General features: G+C 62.5%; 18 protein-coding genes. 5 read left to right on the forward strand and 13 right to left on the reverse strand.

Annotated elements, in window-relative coordinates; genetic code table 11:
- Nucleotides 1-19: 19 nt before the first annotated feature.
- The gene (locus B0E55_RS01600; RefSeq protein ID WP_080908951.1) at nucleotides 20-1270 is read left to right on the forward strand and encodes a cytochrome P450; all 1251 of its coding nucleotides are present in this window, start codon (nucleotides 20-22) and stop codon (nucleotides 1268-1270) included.
- Between the two features lie 194 nt (nucleotides 1271-1464).
- On the opposite strand, the gene B0E55_RS01605 is transcribed toward B0E55_RS01600, so the two are convergent.
- From B0E55_RS01605 to B0E55_RS01630, 6 genes are all read right to left on the reverse strand, one after another.
- Nucleotides 1465-1845: a VOC family protein gene (locus B0E55_RS01605; protein WP_020906296.1), complete on the reverse strand. Its 381-nt coding sequence runs from the start codon at nucleotides 1843-1845 to the stop codon at nucleotides 1465-1467.
- Nucleotides 1846-2018: 173 nt separating this feature from the next.
- On the reverse strand, nucleotides 2019-2429 hold the full coding sequence (locus B0E55_RS01610) for a nuclear transport factor 2 family protein (protein WP_019746977.1): 411 nt from the start codon (nucleotides 2427-2429) through the stop codon (nucleotides 2019-2021).
- 9 nt (nucleotides 2430-2438) lie between these two features.
- Entirely contained in the window at nucleotides 2439-3302 is an 864-nt protein-coding gene (locus B0E55_RS01615) for a TIGR03619 family F420-dependent LLM class oxidoreductase (protein WP_019746978.1), read from the reverse strand.
- A gap of 35 nt (nucleotides 3303-3337) precedes the next feature.
- Nucleotides 3338-4519, reverse strand: coding sequence for a thiolase domain-containing protein (locus B0E55_RS01620; RefSeq protein WP_080908952.1), 1182 nt, complete (start codon nucleotides 4517-4519; stop codon nucleotides 3338-3340).
- Nucleotides 4519-5589, reverse strand: coding sequence for a thiolase domain-containing protein (locus tag B0E55_RS01625; RefSeq protein WP_003945801.1), 1071 nt, complete (start codon nucleotides 5587-5589; stop codon nucleotides 4519-4521). Before B0E55_RS01625 ends, B0E55_RS01620 begins: the two co-directional genes overlap by 1 nt.
- A 10-nt stretch (nucleotides 5590-5599) precedes the next feature.
- A complete protein-coding gene (locus tag B0E55_RS01630; protein WP_198538382.1) occupies nucleotides 5600-6577 on the reverse strand; it encodes a Zn-ribbon domain-containing OB-fold protein in 978 nt (325 codons plus the stop codon).
- Between the two features lie 73 nt (nucleotides 6578-6650).
- On the opposite strand from B0E55_RS01630, the gene B0E55_RS01635 reads away from it, so the two are divergent.
- Together B0E55_RS01635 and B0E55_RS01640 are read left to right on the forward strand one after the other, a co-directional pair.
- On the forward strand, nucleotides 6651-7688 hold the full coding sequence (locus tag B0E55_RS01635; RefSeq protein ID WP_080908953.1) for an LLM class F420-dependent oxidoreductase: 1038 nt from the start codon (nucleotides 6651-6653) through the stop codon (nucleotides 7686-7688).
- 171 nt (nucleotides 7689-7859) lie between these two features.
- Nucleotides 7860-8834 (forward strand): hypothetical protein, encoded by a 975-nt coding sequence (locus B0E55_RS01640; RefSeq protein WP_020968491.1) that lies wholly within the window; start codon nucleotides 7860-7862, stop codon nucleotides 8832-8834.
- 123 nt (nucleotides 8835-8957) lie between these two features.
- Here B0E55_RS01640 and B0E55_RS01645 read toward each other — a convergent pair whose 3' ends face one another.
- On the reverse strand, nucleotides 8958-9782 hold the full coding sequence (locus B0E55_RS01645; protein ID WP_080908954.1) for a crotonase/enoyl-CoA hydratase family protein: 825 nt from the start codon (nucleotides 9780-9782) through the stop codon (nucleotides 8958-8960).
- 79 nt (nucleotides 9783-9861) lie between these two features.
- Here B0E55_RS01645 and B0E55_RS01650 point away from each other — a divergent pair, with 79 nt between their 5' ends.
- Together B0E55_RS01650 and B0E55_RS01655 are read left to right on the forward strand one after the other, a co-directional pair.
- Nucleotides 9862-11535 (forward strand): acyl-CoA synthetase, encoded by a 1674-nt coding sequence (locus B0E55_RS01650; RefSeq protein ID WP_080909053.1) that lies wholly within the window; start codon nucleotides 9862-9864, stop codon nucleotides 11533-11535.
- Nucleotides 11535-12650 carry an NAD(P)H-dependent flavin oxidoreductase gene (locus B0E55_RS01655; RefSeq protein WP_080908955.1) on the forward strand — a complete coding sequence of 372 codons (1116 nt, stop codon included), beginning with the start codon at nucleotides 11535-11537 and terminating at the stop codon, nucleotides 12648-12650. The genes B0E55_RS01650 and B0E55_RS01655 overlap by 1 nt, the downstream gene beginning before the upstream one ends.
- A gap of 55 nt (nucleotides 12651-12705) precedes the next feature.
- Here B0E55_RS01655 and B0E55_RS31810 read toward each other — a convergent pair whose 3' ends face one another.
- From B0E55_RS31810 to B0E55_RS01680, 6 genes are all read right to left on the reverse strand, one after another.
- Nucleotides 12706-12861: a hypothetical protein gene (locus B0E55_RS31810; protein ID WP_019746984.1), complete on the reverse strand. Its 156-nt coding sequence runs from the start codon at nucleotides 12859-12861 to the stop codon at nucleotides 12706-12708.
- Between the two features lie 67 nt (nucleotides 12862-12928).
- Entirely contained in the window at nucleotides 12929-13666 is a 738-nt protein-coding gene (locus B0E55_RS01660) for a FadR/GntR family transcriptional regulator (protein WP_024487763.1), read from the reverse strand.
- 60 nt (nucleotides 13667-13726) lie between these two features.
- Nucleotides 13727-14545: an ABC transporter ATP-binding protein gene (locus B0E55_RS01665; protein ID WP_020906302.1), complete on the reverse strand. Its 819-nt coding sequence runs from the start codon at nucleotides 14543-14545 to the stop codon at nucleotides 13727-13729.
- Nucleotides 14542-16620, reverse strand: a complete 2079-nt coding sequence (locus B0E55_RS01670; RefSeq protein ID WP_046377966.1) for a dipeptide/oligopeptide/nickel ABC transporter permease/ATP-binding protein — start codon at nucleotides 16618-16620, stop codon at nucleotides 14542-14544. The genes B0E55_RS01665 and B0E55_RS01670 overlap by 4 nt, the downstream gene beginning before the upstream one ends.
- Nucleotides 16620-17579: an ABC transporter permease gene (locus B0E55_RS01675; RefSeq protein WP_020906304.1), complete on the reverse strand. Its 960-nt coding sequence runs from the start codon at nucleotides 17577-17579 to the stop codon at nucleotides 16620-16622. Before B0E55_RS01675 ends, B0E55_RS01670 begins: the two co-directional genes overlap by 1 nt.
- 43 nt (nucleotides 17580-17622) lie before the next feature.
- Entirely contained in the window at nucleotides 17623-19248 is a 1626-nt protein-coding gene (locus B0E55_RS01680; RefSeq protein ID WP_030534712.1) for an ABC transporter substrate-binding protein, read from the reverse strand.
- Nucleotides 19249-19394: the final 146 nt, after the last annotated feature.

Genomic DNA, 19394 nt, shown 5'->3' on the forward strand with positions numbered 1-19394 from the left:
CTTAGGGCAGGAGACATCAGTGGCACAGCCCGCATTCCCCGAGGGAATCGACTTCACGGACCCCGACATCTACGCGGAACGCATGCCGTTCGAGGAGTTCGCCGAACTCCGGAAGACGGCCCCCGTGTGGTGGAATCCGCAGCCCCCGGAAATCGGTGGATTCCAGGACGAGGGCTTCTGGGTGGTCACCCGTCATGAAGAGGTCAAGGAAGTCTCGCAGCGAAGCGACATCTTCTCGACCCACGAGAACACTGCGATTCCTCGCTTCGCCGACGACATCCCGCGCGAGAACGTCGAGATGCAGCGATTCATCCTCATCAACAAGGACGCTCCGGAGCACACCAAGCTTCGCAAGCTGGTTTCGCGTGGATTCACCCCGCGAGCCATCAACAGCCTGCGCGAAGAACTGACCGAGCGCGCCGAAAAGATCGTCAAGACTGCGGCTGCCGGTGGTGCCGGAGACTTCGTGGTTCAGGTCGCGTCCGAACTTCCGCTGCAGGCAATCGCCGAGCTTCTCGGTGTGCCGCAGGAAGATCGAATGAAGCTCTTCGACTGGTCCAACCAGATGACGTCCTACGACGATCCTGAGTTCGACATCGACCCGCAGGCAGCGTCGATGGAGATTCTGGGATACGCGTACCAGATGGCGGATCAGCGCAAGAAGTGTCCCGCCGATGACATCGTCACCAAGCTCATCGAAGCTGACATCGACGGAAATGAGCTCTCCCCAGAGGAATTCGGCTTCTTCGTGATTCTGCTTGCGGTCGCGGGTAACGAGACCACTCGCAATGCCATCACACACGGCATGGTTGCCTTCCTCGACAATCCCGACCAGTGGGAGCTGTACAAGAAGGAACGCCCGAAGACTGCGGCCGACGAGATCGTTCGTTGGGCCACCCCGGTGACCTCTTTCCAGCGCACCGCGCTCGAAGACGCCGAACTCGGGGGACAGAAGATCAAGAAGGGCGATCGCGTCGTGATGATGTACGCGTCGGCCAACTTCGACGAAGACGTCTTCGAGAATCCCACGAAGTTCGACATCATGCGTGACCCCAATCCGCACCTCGGATTCGGCGGCACGGGTGCGCACTTCTGCATCGGCGCCAACTTGGCTCGTCTCGAAATCGATCTGATCTTCAACGCGATCGCCGATCACCTACCCGACATCACCAGGCTCGGCGATCCCCGTCGCCTGCGCTCGGGCTGGCTCAACGGCATCAAAGAGTTTCAGGTTGATTACAAGACATCGGGCTGCCCGGTCAAACACTGATCCGGACATATACTGACCTGGTAACCGGCGAGTAGGTTCTGTGTAGGTTTTCGGGAGTTGCCTCTGCACTCTCGAACACGCAGAACTACAGTAGACGTTCCGGGGGGCCACTAGTTGGCAACCTGGAACTGCGGCGGCGTCTGCGGGATCCCTCATCTCCCGTAGGCGCCGCCGTTTGTAGTTCAATCTCTAATTCAGCCGCCGTATGGCTTGGTGATCGCTTCCAGGAAATGTCCCGACGGGTCGAGGAAGTAGACCCCACGCCCACCGTCGTTGGTGTTGAAGCCGGTGCTCGACTGGCGCGGATCGGCCCAGTGATCAAGTTTCAACGCCTGTATCCGCTGGTAGATGCCGTCGAAGTCGTCTTCGGAGACGAGGAAAGCGTAGTGCTGAGACGCAACCTCGGCGCCCTCTTCCACCTGTGCGAAGTCCAGTGTCACCCCGTGCTCGAGTTCGACGCCGAGAAAGTAGCCGGCTTCGACCGGGCCTGGCAGACCGAACATGTGAGTGAAGAACCACGCAGACTCTTGGCGGTCTTTTGCGGCGATGATGGTGTGGTTGAACGAAATGGTCATGAGTGACCCCTTGCAGTACGACGCCTCCATGCCTGACGCAGTCCGTCATCGACACGCGACGTTGGCAACCAGGAAACCATTTCAGGGTTCTCGGTGCAAGTACGACAGGCTGATTCGAATACGACGAGAGCGGCCCCGGTCGATGACCGGGGCCGCTCTCGTACTGTGGGTTCTCAGGCTTTGCGTGCCGTCTTCATCGCACGGTCCACTTCCCAGAATGCTCGAAGTGACGCGATCTTGCCTGCGTCGTTCACGCGATAGACGAACACGCCCTCGGCGTCGATGATCGAGCCGCCGATGGTGGTCCGGATCTTGCCGATGTTGACGTTCTCGTTGCCGCACACCAGTGAATCGTCGATCAGAAACTCGAGCTTGTCCGCGGTCGCGATCGTCATGTCGTAGAACTTGGAGATCGCTTCGCGGCCGTGATGGCCTTTGCCCTCGGGATCGAATCCCGACGGCCCGACCGGATCCTCCACCCAACCGTCCTCGGCGAAGAGGTCCAGCCAGGCTTCCTTGTTCTTGCCACTCGCTGCGGCGCGCGAAGCGTTACCCGCGACGCGGGCGGGGTGTTCGTCAGTCATCGCGACTCCTCAGTTGATGTACTGCTCGGCGAACTTACGCATCGAATCCTGCTTTGCCTCCAGCGGGGCATCGAAGCCGATTCCGTCGAAAACCCAAGGTACGGTGATGATGTCCGTGACGCCGGCATCTTCGAGTTCTGCGTAACCGTCCTTGCCGAAACGGTCGATGCACACCGTCTGGATTTCGAACGGCTCGTTCTCGCGGCCGTACTCGGCGCGCAGTTCGCGTAGTCGTGCGATCACACCCACCAGGTCGTCGAACTTGATCATCGCCGAGGTCCAACCGTCGCCGACTCGCGCAGCACGCTTGAGTGCCACCTCGGTGTGGCCGCCGACGTAGAACGGAACCGGCTTGGTGGGAGCTGGACTCATCTGCAGGCGATCGAAATCGAAGAACTCGCCGTGATACTCGACCATCCCGCCGCCGAGAATAAGTTTGAGAACGTCGATCATCTCGTCCACTCGGGCGCCGCGACGCTTGTACGGAGCGCCGCACCACTCGAACTCTTCAGGAGCCCAACCGATTCCGACGCCGAAGCCGAAACGGTTGTTCGTCAATGCCGCTACAGATCCGACCTGCCGCGCGAGCAGGACCGGATTGCGGCTACCCAGCTTGAGCACCTGGGTGTAGAACTCGATCTTCTCGGTCACCGCGCCCATTGCAGCTGCGGCGATCAGCGGATCGACCCAGGGGGTCTCGGCATTCCACATCCGAGACCCGTCCGGGGTGTACGGGTAATCCGCCGCCTGCGTTTCCATGAAGAACAGTGAATCGGGGAGAGCGATCGACGAAAAGCCGCATTCTTCGGCCGTTTTGGCGATACCGGCTAACTGGTCCAAGGGGTTCATGGCAACCCCGACGGTGTACTTCATCTTCGGCCTCTTCCTGATCGGCGTGTGTGCTGCTGTTACGTGGTAGGACGTTCGGAGCCGACGACCCACATCGAGAAGTACTGCGAGCCACCGCCGTAGGCATGGCCGAGAGCCTTGCGCGCGTCGGCCACCTGGTGATCGCCGGCGCGGTGCATGACCTGCATCGCCGACTCGGCGAAACGGATCATCCCCGAGGCACCGATCGGGTTGGAAGAGAGAACACCGCCCGAGGCATTGACCGGGAGCTTGCCACCGATCGCGGTTTCGCCGGCCTCGGTCAGCTTCCATCCCTGGCCTTCCTCCGCGAAACCGAGGTTCTCGAGCCACATCGGCTCGAACCACGAGAACGGGACATAGATTTCGGCGCAGTCGATTTCGTTGAGCGGATCGGTGATTCCCGCGGACTTCCACAGCGCGGCCGCGGCGTCACGGCCGGCCTGCGGATTGACCTGATCGCGTCCGGCATAGAAGGTCGGCTCGGTGCGCATGGACGTCGCGTGGATCCACGCGACCGAACGACCCTCGGCCTCGACCTGTGCGGCCGCTTCCTCGTTGCCGATCACCAGAGCGCACGCGCCGTCCGAGGACGGGCAGGTCTCGTCGTAGCGGATCGGATCCCAGAGCATCTGAGATGCCTGCACCGATTCGAAGGTGATGTCCGGCTGCCGCAGGTGCGCATACGGATTGAGGCTGCCGTTGAGCCGATCCTTCACCGCGACGAGGTAGCCGATGTGCTCCGGTGCGCCCGATCGACGAATGTACGAACGGACGTGCGGGGCGAAGTATCCACCGGCGCCGGCGCCGACAGGCATGTTGAACGGTACCGGTGTGGACAGCGCCCACATGGCGTTCGACTCGGACTGCTTCTCCCAGGAAACCGTCAGAACGCGCTTGTGGACACCGGATTTGACCAGGCTGGAGGTGACGATAGCCGTCGAACCACCCACCGAGCCGGCAGTGTGAACACGCAGCAACGGCTTTCCGTTGGCGCCAAGAGCATCCGACATGGCGAGTTCGGGCATCATCGAACCCTCGAACAGGTCGGGGGCCTTTCCGATGACGACGGCGTCGATGTCGTCCCAGCCGACGTTGGCGTCGAGCATCGCGGCGTCGATGGCTTCACGAACCAAGCCCGCCATCGAGACATCATGACGCTTTGCGACGTAGTGAGTTTGGCCGGTGCCGAGCACGGCCGCGAGTTGAGGCGTTCCGGCCATCAGTTCCGTCCCTCCAAGACTGCTACCAGGTTCTGCTGCAGCACAGGGCCGCTTGTTGCATGGGCCAGAGCGCGATTCGCCTGACCGTCGAAGATTGCCTTGGCGGCGTGGCCGATTCGTTCCAGACCACCGGCGAACAGTGGGTTGCCGCTGAGTGGACCGCCGGACGGGTTGATCGTGGTGGCGTCGGTCAGGCCGATCGCTTCCTTCAAGATCAATTCCTGGTGAGTGAACGGCGCGTGCAGCTCGGCGACGTCGATGTTGCCGACCTCGCCGCCTGTTGCCGCCTTGGCTGCCGACGTTGTGGACGGCGACGTGGTCAGGTCACGTGCACCCAGGTTGGGGGAGTCGATGCGATGCTCGAGTCCGGTGATCCACGCCGGCCGCTCGCAGAGATCGCGGGCGCGGTTACCCGAGGCCAGGACGATTGCTGCCGCACCATCGGTGATGGGCGCACAATCGTGTGCGCGCAACGGATCTGCGAGGAACGGGCTGGCGAGTAGTGCCTCGATGTCGACCTCGCCTGCGAGCTGAGCCTTCGGATTACTCAGCGCGTGACGACGGCTACGAGCGGCAACCTCCGCCATGTCCTCTTGCGTCCACTTACCCGCGTCGAGTCCGAGTCGGGCTTGAAGTCCGGCGATCGAGACGGAGTCCGGCCACAGCGGAGTGACGAGGTACGGATCGAGCTGCATGGACAGGATCTTGCGCAGGTGCCCGGCGGAGGATTTGCCGAAGCCGTACACCAGCGCGGTCTCGACCTCGCCGGTCAAGATCTTGATCCACGCTTCGTAGAAGGCCCACGCAGCATCCATCTCGACGTGAGATTCGTTGATCGGCGGGACCGCTCCGATGGAGTCGATGGCCGAGATGAAGGAGAACGCTCGTCCGGCCAGGTAATCGGAAGATCCGGAGCACCAGAAGCCGATGTCGGACTTGGTGATTCCCAGATCGCTGTAGAGCTGCTGGAAGCACGGGACGAGCATCTCGACGCCGTTGGTGGTGCCGTTGGTTTCGCGGACGTGGGGTGCCTGAGCAAAGCCCACGACTGCGATGTCTGCAGAAGTCATTTCAGGAGCCTCACAGGTGGTGTTGGAAGGTGGAGTACTCGGCGTCGGGTTCACCTGTCGGCCGGAAGTATTCGATGTTCTCGAGGGTGTAACCCCACTCTTCGCGAGGCTTCCACTTGGCTTCGACGCGCATGCCCATGCGTACGTCCGCGGCATCACATTCGAGGATCAAGTGCAGGAACGGAATGTCGGCTCCGTCGAGAAGCACGTAGGCGGCCACGTAGGGCGGTTTGATTCGCTGCCCGAGGAACGGGACGTTGACGATGCAGAAGGTGGTGACAATTCCCTTGTCGGGCAGTTCGATCTGCTCGCTCGTCGGCTTCCCGTTGGTGGGATTCGCGCCGCGCGGTGGGATGTAGATCTTGTCTTCGGGTCCGCTGCGACCACCGATCAGTTTGCCTTCTGCGAGACCGCGGAGGTAGAAGCTCTCCTCGGCCGAAGCGGAATGCATGAAGTGCAGGTCGACAGGCGTCGTGATCATGGTGACAGGATCGGCGCTGGAATCGACTGTCGCGATTCCATTTTCGCTCTCACCTGGTTCGAAGCACTCGATGTCCTTGATCTGCCCGATCCGCTCCGACGCCCAGCGAGCACGAACCCGCAGGCCGGTGCTGATGTCGTCGGGGGAGTCGACGTCGACCGCGTGGAGCATGGACGTGTCCGCGCCGTCGAGCTTGATCAGGGCCCACGCGAAAGGCTTCGTCAGGGGTTGACCCTCGATGGGTTCGGGCATCCACGTCCAACTCACGACCGTTCCGCCGTCGGAGACTCCGACGAAGTCGGTCAGTGGTTCGGCCGTATCCGGATCGAATTCCGGTGGCGGCACGAAGACACGACCGTCCGACCCACGTGCGCCGATCACCTTGCGATCACGCAGGGCAGTCACGAACGCGCCGATGGTCGGTCCCGTCGATCTGGTGTAGTCGAAATGGAGATTCAATGGTGCGCTCAGGGGCTTGTCGGCCACCCCGCTCTTTCCGATGGTCACAAGATCGAGTAGAACAGGTTCTAGAGATTGTGGCAAGAGTCACTTCTGATCACCGGCAATGTGGAGGCCTGCGATGAAGCTTGGGTTGCAACTCGGATACTGGGGCGCACAGCCGCCGGCAAACGCCCCGGAACTGATCGAGGCCGCGGAAGGCGCGGGATTCGACGCGGTCTTCGCGGCGGAGTCGTGGGGCTCGGACGCCTTCACCCCGCTCGCCTGGTGGGGATCTCGGACCGAAAACGTCCGTCTCGGCACCTCCGTCGTACAGATTTCGGCGCGAACACCGACCAGCTGTGCCATGCACGCGCTCACTCTCGATCACCTCAACGGTGGGCGAACGATCCTCGGGCTCGGCGTATCCGGACCGCAGGTCGTCGAAGGTTGGTACGGCCAGCCATTCGAGAAGCCGCTCGCGCGCACCCGCGAATACGTCTCGATCGTGCGCCAGGTCCTCGCCCGTGAAGCGCCCGTCACCAGCCCCGGCCCCCACTACCCTCTGCCGTATGCGGGACCGGGCAGTTCGGGACTTGGCAAGCCGCTCAAGCCCATTACGCACCCGCTGCGTGCGGACATCCCGATCTGGCTCGGCGCCGAAGGGCCGAAGAACGTCGCGCTCGCCGGTGAAATCGCCGACGGGTGGCTGGCGATCTACTACACCCCGCGCCTGGCGCCGATGTACAACAAGTGGCTCGACGAAGGCTTCGCTCGCGCCGGGGCCCGTCGTAGCCGCGAAGACTTCGAGGTGGCCGCCACGTGCCAGGTCATCGTGACCGACGATCGTGCCGCGGCCATCGCCGCTCTCAAGCCGATGACCGCCCTCTACGTCGGCGGAATGGGCGCCCCGGAGTTGAACTTTCACGCACAGGTCTACAAGCGGATGGGCTACGAGAAGGAGGTCGACGAGATCGGTCGCCTCTTCATGTCGGGCCGCAAGGACGAAGCTGCTGCCGTCGTCCCCGACGAGATGGTCACCGAGACCATGATCATCGGCAACGTCGACGAGGTGCGCGCGGACGTGAAGCGTTGGGAGAAAGCCGGAGTCACGATGCTGCTGGTGACCTGCCGCGACGCCGACCATGTGCGAGAGCTCGCGGCCGCGGTGGGTGGTTGAGCGGGGCACCCCCTTTTTTCGAGCGGGACCCCCCTTTTTTCGAGCGAACGGCACGTTCAGCGCATCTGAGGCGCTCAACGCGCCTTTCGCTCGCCGAAAGTTATCCACAGGGCCGCCAAAACCCCAGGTCGCCGCCGGGGCCCGCGGTGCTACTCGAGTCATGCTGCGACCATGCGGCGTGGAATGTGGGGCGATGATCTGGACGCGATCTACCGCGTCAGTCGAAGCGGAGTGATCCGAACGGCCGAGTTGGCGCGATTGGGCGTCTCCAACTCCGCCGTGCACACCCGGTGTCGAGTGGGTGGACCCTGGCAGCGCATATTGCCAGGAGTGATCCTGCTCCGAAATGGTCAACCGACGCCGCGTCAACGATCGATCGCTGCGCTCATGTTGAGCGGTGACGAGTCTCTGCTGACGGGGCGATCTGCCATGTCGGAGTACGGATATCGGACGCACGCCGGGGATGTGCAGGTGCTCATCCCCATCGACCGTCGTGTTCAATCGGTTGGGTTCGTCACGGTGGAGCGCACTGTTCGACTGCCTGAGCCGGAGATTCGCAACGGTCTGCGCTGTGCGCCGCTGCCGAGGGCACTACTCGACGCTGCGAGGCGGTGCAGGGCCCTCGATCCCACACGGGCACTCATTGCCGAGGTCGTTCAGCGTGGCGACGTCTCGGTGCGCGAACTTGCGAAGGAACTCGAGGCGGGCAGCAGTCGGGGGTCCGCGCTACCTCGGGTCGTGTTGCGCGAAGTGAACGCGAACGTCCACTCGGTTCCGGAGGTTCACGCGCGAAAACTGTGGCAGCGGAGCGGGCTGCCGGAAATGTTGTTCAACCATGAGATCCGGGATGCTGACGGAGACTTCATCGCAATTCCGGACGGATGGATCGATTCGGTTGCCTTCGCGTGGGACATCGACTCCTTGGAATGGCATGCCGCGCCGACGGACTACAAGCGCACGGTGGAACGTCGGACGCGTATGCAGAATGCGGGAATCATCGTGTTGCCGACGGTGCCCAGTGCACTGCGAACGGACCCTGATCGTGTGATCGACGACCTGCGTGCGCACTACAGATTGGCGCAGTCACGTCCCCGGCCACAGGTGTTCGCGAGGTCGAGGTGGGTCAAATTGGACGAAACCGGCTGAGCGAAAGTGCCTTTCGGCGCACTGAAGGCGCCGAAAGGTACGTTCGCTCGAAAAGGGGGTGGGTGCACCGAGAGGGGCCGGGAAGGGGGGGGCTCAGGCAGGGGTGGGTCAGGCAACCCTGGGTCAGACACCCTTGAACTGGGGCGCCCGCTTCTCACCGAAGGCTCGCGGGCCCTCCTTGGCGTCCGCGCTCATGAACACCTTCATGCCCAGCTGCGCGTCGATCTGGAAGGCCTCTTCCTCGTGCATGCCCTCGGTGTCGCGGATGGTCTTGAGAATCGCCTGCACAGCGAGGGGGCCGTTTGCACTGATCAGGTCCGCGAGCTCCAGCGCCTTGTCGAGGGCCTGACCGTCCGGGACGACGTGGCCGATGAGCCCGATCTCCTTGGCCTCCGGAGCCTTGATGTGACGACCGGTGAGCAGGATGTCGGCTGCGATCGTGTACGGAATCTGTCGAACGAGACGCACCGCGGAACCGCCGAGCGGGAAGAGCCCCCACTTGGCTTCGGAGACGCCGAACTTGGCGCTCTCGCCCGCGACGCGGATGTCGGTGCCCTGCAGGATTTCGGTTCCACCGGCGATGGCTGCACCCTCGACCGCAGCGATCAGCGGCTTGGTCAACCGGCGACCCTTGAGGAGACCTTCGATCTTGGACATGTCGACGCCGCCGCCCGCGAAGGAATCTCCCGGAGGCTTGGCGGACATGTTCTTGAGGTCGGCGCCGGCGCAGAAGTCGCCGCCAGCTCCGGTGAGGATCGCGACGCGGATTTCGGGGTCGTTGTCGACCTGATCCCAGGCGTCGACCATGATCGCCATCATTTCGCCGGTGATGGCGTTCTTACGCTCGGGGCGATTCATGGTCACGATGAGAACGTGGCCGCGCTTCTCCACGAGGCAATGCGGCGCGGTTTCCGAAACGTCTGATTTTTCGGTCGTCGAAGTGGACACTGATGGCTCCTGGCGGGTCTGTGAGCTGGCTCTCAAATTGGGTCTTGCCAGAAACGGTAACACGTTCTACTTTGAACTCGTGGCCCTTAACATCGCAGACTTCGTAGAGCACGCAATCGACCTCGTTCCGGACCGCGTTGCGCTGGTCTCGGACAACCGCGAGATGACTTATGCGCAGTTGGAGGACCGAGCAAACCGCCTCGGTCACTACCTGCGTGAACATGGCGTTCAACCGGGTGACAAGGTCGGCATCTACTGCCGGAACGTCATCGAGGCGATCGAGGCCATGGTCGCCGTTTTCAAAATCCGGGCCGTGATGGTCAACATCAACTACCGGTACGTCGAGAACGAGTTGCAGTACATCTTCGACAACTCCGACATGGTTGCGCTCATTCACGAGCGCCGCTACTCGGACAAGGTCGCGAACGTCCTGCCGAACACTCCCAAGGTCAAGTCCGTCATTGTGGTCGAGGACGGCACCGATCTGGACTTCAGTGCTTTCGGCATCGGCTACGAGGACGCACTCGCGCAGAGTTCGGGTGAGCGTGATTTCGAAGAGCGCAGCAACGACGACATCTTCATGCTCTACACCGGCGGCACCACCGGAAGTCCCAAGGGCGTCATGTGGCGCCACGAGGACTGGTGGCGTGTTCTCGGCGGCGGCATCAACTTCGTCACCGGAGTTCCGGTCGAGGACGAGTACGAGATGGCGAAGATCGGCGCAGCCAACCCGAGCATGATCCGCTACCCGATCCCCCCGATGATTCACGGTGGTTCGCAGTCTGCGGTGTTCCACAGCCTCTTCGGCGGCGGAACCTGTTTGATGCACCCGGAATTCGACGCCCACGAGGTGTGGCAGAACATCGACAAGCACAAGGTCAACCTGATCTTCATCACGGGTGACGCGATGGGCCGTCCGATGCTCGACGCACTGATCGCCGGCAATCCGAAGACGGGTGAGCCGTACGATCTTTCGACGCTCTACGTGATGGCCAGCAGTGCTGCACTCTTCTCGCCGAGCATCCAGGAGCAGTTCCTCGAACTGTTGCCCAACCGCCTGCTGACCGACTCCATCGGAGCATCCGAGACCGGCTTCGGCGGACTGGCCGTGCTGAGCAAGGGTCAGAAGCACACTGGCGGTCCGACGGTCAAGATCGACGCCTCCACAACGGTTCTCGACGACGACGGCAACGAGGTCGAACCCGGATCGGGCAAGCGCGGCATGCTCGCGCGCAAGGGCAACATCCCGCTCGGCTACTACAAGGACGAGGTCAAGACGGCCGAAACCTTCCGCACCATCAATGGCGTTCGCTACTCGATCCCCGGCGACTATGCGCAGGTCGAAGCCGACGGCACGGTCACGATGCTCGGCCGCGGTTCGGTGTCCATCAACAGCGGCGGTGAGAAGGTTTACCCGGAAGAGGTCGAGGGCGCGTTGAAGGCGCACCCGGACATCTTCGACGTGCTGGTGGTCGGTATCCCCGACGAGCGCTTCGGTCAGCGGGTTGCCGCAGTGGTTCAGGTACGCGAAGGCACGTCGCCGACGTTGCACGACATCGCCACCGCAGCGCGCAAAGAGATTGCCGGATACAAGGTTCCGCGCAGTGTGTGGTTCGTCGACCAGATCAAGCGCAATCCGGCCGGCAAGCCCGACTACCGCTGGGCGAAGGCCGAAACGGAATCGCGCGAGGCTGACGATCACAACGGAAACGGCGCTCCTGTGGCGTCCGCAAACGAAAGCGTGGAAGCCTGATGCGTTCGGATCTCGCCGACAAGTTCGGCATCGAATACCCGATTTTCGGATTCACTCCTTCCGAGCATGTCGCGGCCGCGATCAGCCGCGCGGGCGGTCTGGGCGTGCTCGGTTGCGTCCGGTTCAACGATCCGGAAGAGCTCGAAGCCGCACTGACGTGGATGGACGAGAACACCGACGGTAAGCCGTACGGCGTCGACATCGTCATGCCTGCCAAGGTGCCGACCGAGGGCGGCGCCGTCGATCTCGACAAGCTGATTCCGGAGGAGCACCGCGCCTTCGTCAACCGCACGCTCGACGAGCTCGGTGTGCCGCCACTTTCCGACGACGTCGAGCATGCGACCGGCGTACTGGGATGGCTTCACTCGGTAGCGCGGTCTCACGTCGATGTTGCTCTGGGACACCGGATCGCGTTGATTGCGAATGCACTGGGATCGCCGCCGAAGGACGTCATCGATCAGGCACACGAGAAAGGCGTTCCGGTAGCAGCACTGGCCGGCGCCGTCGAGCATGCACGTCGTCACGTCGAGAACGGTGTCGACATCGTGATCGCGCAGGGCTACGAGGCCGGCGGTCACACCGGCGAAATTGCGTCGATGGTTCTCGTTCCGGAAATCGTTGATGCACTGGGCGATTCGGCGTCCGTACTGGCTGCCGGCGGTATCGGCAGCGGCCGTCAGGTGGCTGCTGCACTTGCACTCGGTGCGTCCGGAGTGTGGATGGGCTCGTACTGGCTCACCACGTCCGAATACAAACTCGGCAGTGCGTCGGGCGAAGGCCCTTCCGCTATTCAGCGTGCACTGTTGGGCGCGACGTCGGCCGACACCGTACGTTCGCGCATCTACTCGGGTAAGCCCGCTCGGTTGCTCAAGACCAAGTGGACGGAAGCCTGGTCGAACCCGGGAGCACCGGCGCCCTTGCCGATGCCGCTGCAGAACCTACTGGTCAGCGACGCTCATCAGAGAATCGCTGCATCGGAGAACCCGGAAGTTGTGGCAATGCCCGTCGGTCAGATCGTGGGACGGATGAACGAGATCCGACCGGTCGCCGAGGTCATGGCAGAGCTGGTGTCGGGGTTCGAGGACGCGCGAACCCGACTGGATTCGATGAAGTAGTAGATGACACGTACGTATGCCCTCGGCCGAGTTTCGGCCGAGGGCATACGTCGTTTCAGCCGGCGAGGTCGTCCGGTCCGACGCTGTCCGACAACCATTCTCCGCGGCTGAGGGCGCCGTCGTCGCGGCGACGTGCGATCACGAAAATGACCAGGGCGGCAGCGAGGACAACTGCGAGAACGCGCGAAGGCGTCAGGTTCGGGTTCTTCATACCCGTAATTTTGCCGGAAGAACGGGCGCGATGGTGAGACAGCGGAGCAAAATCACGCGTTTCGAAACTACTGCGCTTCGGAAGCATGAAGGCCGGCGATCCGCTCGCGCAGGCCACCGAAGTGCACATCGAGAGTGTGCGCCGCCTCGACGGCATCACCCGTACGGATCGCGTCGAGAATCGCACGATGCTTCGACGCGATGTCGATCAGTGGTGTATCCGAATGCCCGATAGCCTGCTGGATCTCGCTGTACACCTGCCAGAAGACGTCCATCAACTGAGCGAGGACCTGGTTGTCGAGCGGGGAGTACAGGCGGGAATGGAAGGTCGCGTCGATGTCGGAGAAGTTCTTCCCGGCGGCGGCACGGACCTCCATGCCGGTGACGAGTTCGTCGAGGTCGGCGTGGTCGGCCGACGTCATCTCGGCCATCGCCGCACCGATCAGTCCGGTCTCGAGTGCCTGACGAATGTCGACCAGTTCCATCGCCTCGTGCCCGGTGCCCTGCAACGACAACCGGCCACGGAAGGTCAGGCCGTCGGCGAGAGCGTCGAAGTTGCTCGGGGCGACGAACATTCCGAAACCGTGACGGATCTCGACGACGCCCAAGGCCTGCAGAACCTTGAGTGCCTCGCGGAGCGTGTTCCGGCCGATTCCCAACTCTTCGGACAGTTCGGCCTCGGTGGGCATCGGGTCGCCTGGGGAGAGTCTGCGTTCGAGGATCAAGTTCATGATGTCCGTCTGAAGTGCGCGCATGCGGTTTTGCGCGCTGAAACGAGCGCCCTGTGTGCCACTCCGGACAGACATCGATTCCCCTTTTCTGATACGAACGTCCTTCATCCTATGTCCGGTCATCCGCTCCATTGGTCAACCCACGTCAACGGTGCGTTGCAGGAGACTGGGCGCCGCGCCCAGCAGTTTGGCCGTGTACGCATCCGACGGGTTGTCGAATACTTCCTGGGCTGTCCCCTGCTCGACGATCCGCCCGGCGTTCATGACGACGATCGTGTCGGAGACATACCGCACCGTCTGGATGTCGTGCGAGATGAACACCATGCCGAGCCCCAACCGAGCCTTGATGTCGCTGAGCAGGTTCAGGATCTGCGCTCGCACCGAGACATCGAGAGCCGACGTAGGTTCGTCGGCCACGATGACGTCGGGCTCGAGCGCGAGCGCACGCGCGATCGCGACACGTTGACGCTGACCGCCGGAGATCTGGCTCGGGATGACTTCGAGCGCAGATTGGGGGAGTCCGACCAAACCGACCAGCTCGCGAACTCGGGCTGTTCGGCTCGCGCGGTTGCCGATGCCGTGGACGTCGAGCGGATCGGTGAGGATGTCGGCCACCGTCATTCGCGGATTGAGCGCGGTAGCCGGGTCCTGGAAGACGATCGAGATCGCCCGCCCGAACTCCTTGCGCACGCCCGCCGACCGGGTCAGAGCGCTTCGGCCGCGAAATACCACGTCGCCCGACGTCGGTTTCTGCAATCCGACCATGACTTTGGCCAGAGTGGACTTGCCGCAACCCGACTCGCCCACGATGCCGATCGTCGCCCCTCGTCGTACGGCGATACTGACATCGTTGACCGCGTGAACCGTGCCGGGTTTGAACAGTGATCCCGAACGGGTCTTGTGGACGACGTGAATGTTCTTCAGTTCCAGGATGGGTGCTTCAGCTGTAGTCATCGCACGCTCTCCAATTCCGATTCTGCGTGTGCGGGAGTCGCGGACTGGTTCGCGAAGAAATGCTCGGTCTCGCCGATCCGAACCATCTCGGGCTTTCGGTTTGGATCGGAATCCGGACGCAGGGAACGTTCGGCAAAACGGTCACCGGCGGCGAAGCTGCCTGGCGACGGTACGGTTCCCTGGATCTGGTGGAGCCGCGGAGCCTCGTCCTCGATGGAGAGAACGGCGCCGAGGAGGCCCTGGGTGTATTCGTGACGCGGATCGACGAGTAGATCGCTGGTGGGCGCAGACTCGACGACCTGACCGGCGTACATCACCGTGATCTTGTGAGCGAGTGAAGCAACGAGTGCAAGATCGTGGCTCACGAAAACCATGGCAAAGCCGAGCTTTTCCCGAAGATCGTTGAGCAAGTCCACGACCTGGGCCTGGACGGTGACGTCGAGAGCGGTGGTGGGCTCGTCCGCGACGATCAACCGCGGACTGCGGGTGAGCGACATGGCGATCAGAACGCGCTGACGCTGACCACCGGAAAGCTCGTGTGGGTAGCTGGAGAGAGTGCGCACCGGATCGAGTCCGACGAGTTCGAGCAGTTCCTCGGCTGTGCGGGTACCGCCGCGCTTCGTGAGCTGCTTGAACTGCGCGCGGATCAGCATCGCCGGGTTCAGAGAACTCAGCGCATCCTGGTAGATCATGGCCATGTCGTGCCCGCGCAGTTTGTTTCGCTCCCGGTTGTTCAGTTCGAGGACGTTGACGCCGTCGAACAGGATCTCGCCGGTCACCACTGCTGTCTTGGGCAGTAGACCCATGATCGCCAGCGAAGTGAGCGACTTTCCGCAACCGGACTCGCCGACCAGTGCCATAGTCTCGTTCGGGCGGACGGTGAAGCTCACGTTGTCGACGATCGCCGTGTCTCCGTAGCGTTCGGGGAACCGGATCGTGAGATTGCGGACCTCGAGGAGGGGCGCTGCATCGCCCTCGTACACAAGACGATCGGACCGAGACCGCTCGGTTTCCGCCAGGATCTTCAGGTGAGTTTCGAGAGGGGTCGGTTCGGCGGCCGGCTTCAGAACATCTTTCACGACGCTCGGGTCGGCGAAGTCGTCGATCAACTCCGGAGTGTTGGCGACCGATGCGGCTTCGTCCTCCAGAATGAGCTCGTTGGAGGTCTCCTCCGCTGCGGCGGTCTGCGCTGCTTGGAGTGCGGAGGGCGTCTTCTTGGTCTTCTTCAGACTCGGATCGGCCATCGCGTCCGTCAGGCCCTCGGCGAGCACGTTGAGGGAGAGCACCGTCAGAAGAATCAGCAGACCGGGGAACACCGTTGCCCACCAACCACCGAGAAGGACCATGTTCTTGCCGTCGGCGATCACCGATCCCCACGACGGATCCGGGGGACGGACACCTGCTCCGATGAACGACAGGCTGGCCTCCAGCACGATGGCGTCCGCGACCATGACAGTGCAGAAGACGAGAACCGGCGCAGCACAGTTGGCTACGACGTGCTTGACGACGATGTGTGAAGTTCTTGCGCCGATGACCTTTTCGGCCGCGACGTAGTCCTCACCGTACTGAGCGAGAACGTTCGCGCGAACGACGCGGGCCACCATCGGTGTGTAGAGGAACGCGATGGTGACGATCAGAACCGGAATCGAACCACCGAAGGCTGCGACGAGTACGGCAGCGAGCGCGATGCCCGGGAACGCCATGACCACGTCGAGCACTCGCATGATGGTCTCGTCGACGCCTTTTCGGCTCGTTGCGGCGACCGACCCGATGAGAGCACCGGCGCACAATGCGAGGAAGGTGGACCCGAGACCGATGGTCAACGACCAACGTCCGCCGTAGAGCAAGCGGCTGAACAGATCTCGGCCGAGACTGTCCTGACCGAACCAGTGATCGGCGCTGGGGCCCGCGGTACCCACCGCCTGTTCGAGCGGGGTGTACTGCGTGATCAGCGGCGCGAAGAGGCAGGCGAGCACGATGATCGCGAGAACCGCCATCGACAGCCAGGCCGAGAGGGGGAAGCGAGAGAAGGTGATGCCGGGTCGCGAAAGCTTTTCGGTGAGTTTTCTTCTCATCATGCTGCGCTCCGAAGTCGTGGATTGACGAGCAGGTAGAGGATGTCGACGGCGAGGTTGACGACGACGAAGCCGACCGCGATGACGATGACAACACCCTGAACTACTGCGGGGTCACCGTTGGTGACGCCGTTGATCATGAGCTGACCCATTCCGGGAAGACCGAAGATCTGCTCGATGACCACAGCGCCACCGAGGAGGTATCCGACCCGTAGACCCAGGACGGTGAGCGGGTTGATCAGTGCGTTACGCAAGACATTTCGCCCGATCACCACGTGATAGGGCAGGCCGCTGCCGATCGCGGTACGGACGTAGTCCTTGTCCAACTCCTCGACCATCGACGTGCGGATGATGCGCGTGAGTTGTGCTGCGACGGGCAGTGACAGGGACAGCGCCGGGAGCGCCATGTACCAGAGCCAGTCGGTGACGGAGTCGCTCGGATTGACGTAGCCACCGGTGGGGAACCATCCGAGTTGGACGGCCAGATACTGAATCATCAGCAGTGCCAACCAGAATGACGGTGCTGCCACACCACCGAGGGAGATCACTCGGATGACCTGATCCGGCCAACGATCGCGGAACAGTGCGCTGGTGACACCGAAGATCAGCGAGAGCACGATGGCGATCACCAGTCCGAGAACCGTGAGCTGAATGGTCAGTGGCAGAGCGGTGGAGATCGAATCCAACACCGGGGTACCGGAAATCAGGCTGTCACCCATATTGCCGCTGACCAGATCGGTCACGAAGTGAACGTATTGCAGCGGAAGCGGATCGAGCAGTCCGTTCTCTTCCTTGAACTGCTGCAACTGTTCCGCAGTCGGGTTGCCGCCGTTGAACGCCGCCGTTGCGGGATCGGTGGGCGCGAACTGCATCACGATGAAGACGAACGCGATGATGCCGAGGATCAGGGGGATCAGTATCAGTAATCGCCTGATCAGCATGGGGAGGACTCTTGCCATCGGGGAATCTCTCAGTTGTGGGAAACGGCCGAGCGGGCGGGTATCAGGCCGGCTTCGCCTGAAGCAGGTTGACGCCGGGGTACGGCAGCGGAGTGACGTCGGCGATCTTCTTCGGATCCCACGCAGTCAGGAGTTCCTGATGGAGAACCGGATAGTAGACAGCGTTTTCGGCGATCTGGTTCAGGTACGACTGCACAAGGGTGCTGCGCTTTGCCGGGTCTGTCTCGCGGGTGGCCTCGTCCATGGTGGCGTAGATCTTCTGTGCCTCGGGGGTGTCGTCCCACTTGGCGTAGGTCTTCGTCCACAGGCCGCCCTTGCTGTACGTGTAGCGCACGAGGAGGTCGACGTCGCTGCCGAATGCCTGTGGGTTGGACGTACCCGCAGCGATCTGGAACTTCTGGCCGCTGTTGAGCTTGCTCACCATGGCGCTGGTGTCCTGCGGTTCGAGCGTCGTGTTGAATCCGACTGCGTCCCAAGACTCTTTGATGGTCGGCAAGCAGTCGGCCAACCAGCTGACGTTGGTGGAGAGCAGCGTCAGGTCGAGGCCACTGACACCGGCGGCAGTGAGGAGCGAGCGGGCCTTGTCCGGATCGTACGAGTAGACGGTGGACGCTCGCGCGTAGTCGGGGTTGCGCTCGTACAGGTAGCTCGTGGCCGGTGCTGCCTTGCCGCCGAGGGCGATCTCGATCATCTTCGGGGTGTTGATCGCATAGAACATCGCCTGGCGAACACGAACGTCGTCGAACGGTGCCTGAGTGGTGTCGAAGAGCAGGTACATGAGGTTCATGCCCGGGTTGCCCTCGACGGTGCGCCCACCGGAGGTGAGGGTGGGGACGTTGGCGACGGGGATGTTGTCGGCGAGTTGTGCACCGGCATTGTTGCCCGAGACGCGCGCGATGCGTGAGGAGGTGTCGACGATGGAGAGCCAGTTCATGGTCGCGAAGTTGGCCGGGCGCGGCCCGTTGTACGCCTCGAACGCCTCGAAAGCTGTGTTGCTCTTGGGGGTGTGGCTCTTGAGCTTGTACGGACCGGAACCGACGACCAGCGCTCCGGACTTGGCCTCGTCCCAGTGGCCGTCGAAGACGTGCTTGGGCATGATCTTGGCGATCGAGAGACGCTGTGCGGCAGCGCTGAACGGGTAGTTGAAGTTCAGGGTCACCGTTTGGTCGTCGACCTTGGTGACGGACTGCAACCAGGAGGAGAAGAAGGAGCGGATCAGTACGTTCTGCTGTGGATCGAGGATGCGATCGAAGGTGAAGACGACGTCGTCCGAGGTGACCGGAGTGCCGTCGTGCCAGGTTGCGCCCTCGCGGATTTTCATGGTCCAGCTCGAGGCGGTGGCGTCGGTCGGGACGGCCTGTGCGAGCGCCGCATACGTCTCACCGGTGCCTGGATCGTTTTCGAGCAGTCCCTCGTAGACGTGGTTGACCGCTGCCATGAGGAAACCGGATGCAGTCTGCATCGGGTCGAAGCTCTGGTCGTTGCCGTATCCGATGGCGGTGGTCAGATCGCCGGTGCTCGCGGAACCGCCGACAACCGAGGTCGACGACGGGCCGCCGCCGCAGGCCGCGAGAGTCGCGGTGATACCTGCTGCAGCTCCCAGTAGCCCGGTGTACCGAAACAGGTCTCGGCGTGTGAACGCGGAGCTCAGTGGTCGTTCGTTCTTCAAGGCGGCCTCCAAGGCGGGGAGCGGGACATCAAGGGAGTGGATAGGGGATGTCCTATGTTCGACGTCCGATGTTGCGTAACTTACATTGTGGATCAGAAAGCGTCTAGAGAATCTTTGGAACTGGCGGTGTTGAACTTCGACGTTTC

The organism is Rhodococcus sp. 66b (assembly GCF_002076325.1).
Classification (GTDB): domain Bacteria; phylum Actinomycetota; class Actinomycetes; order Mycobacteriales; family Mycobacteriaceae; genus Rhodococcus_F; species Rhodococcus_F erythropolis.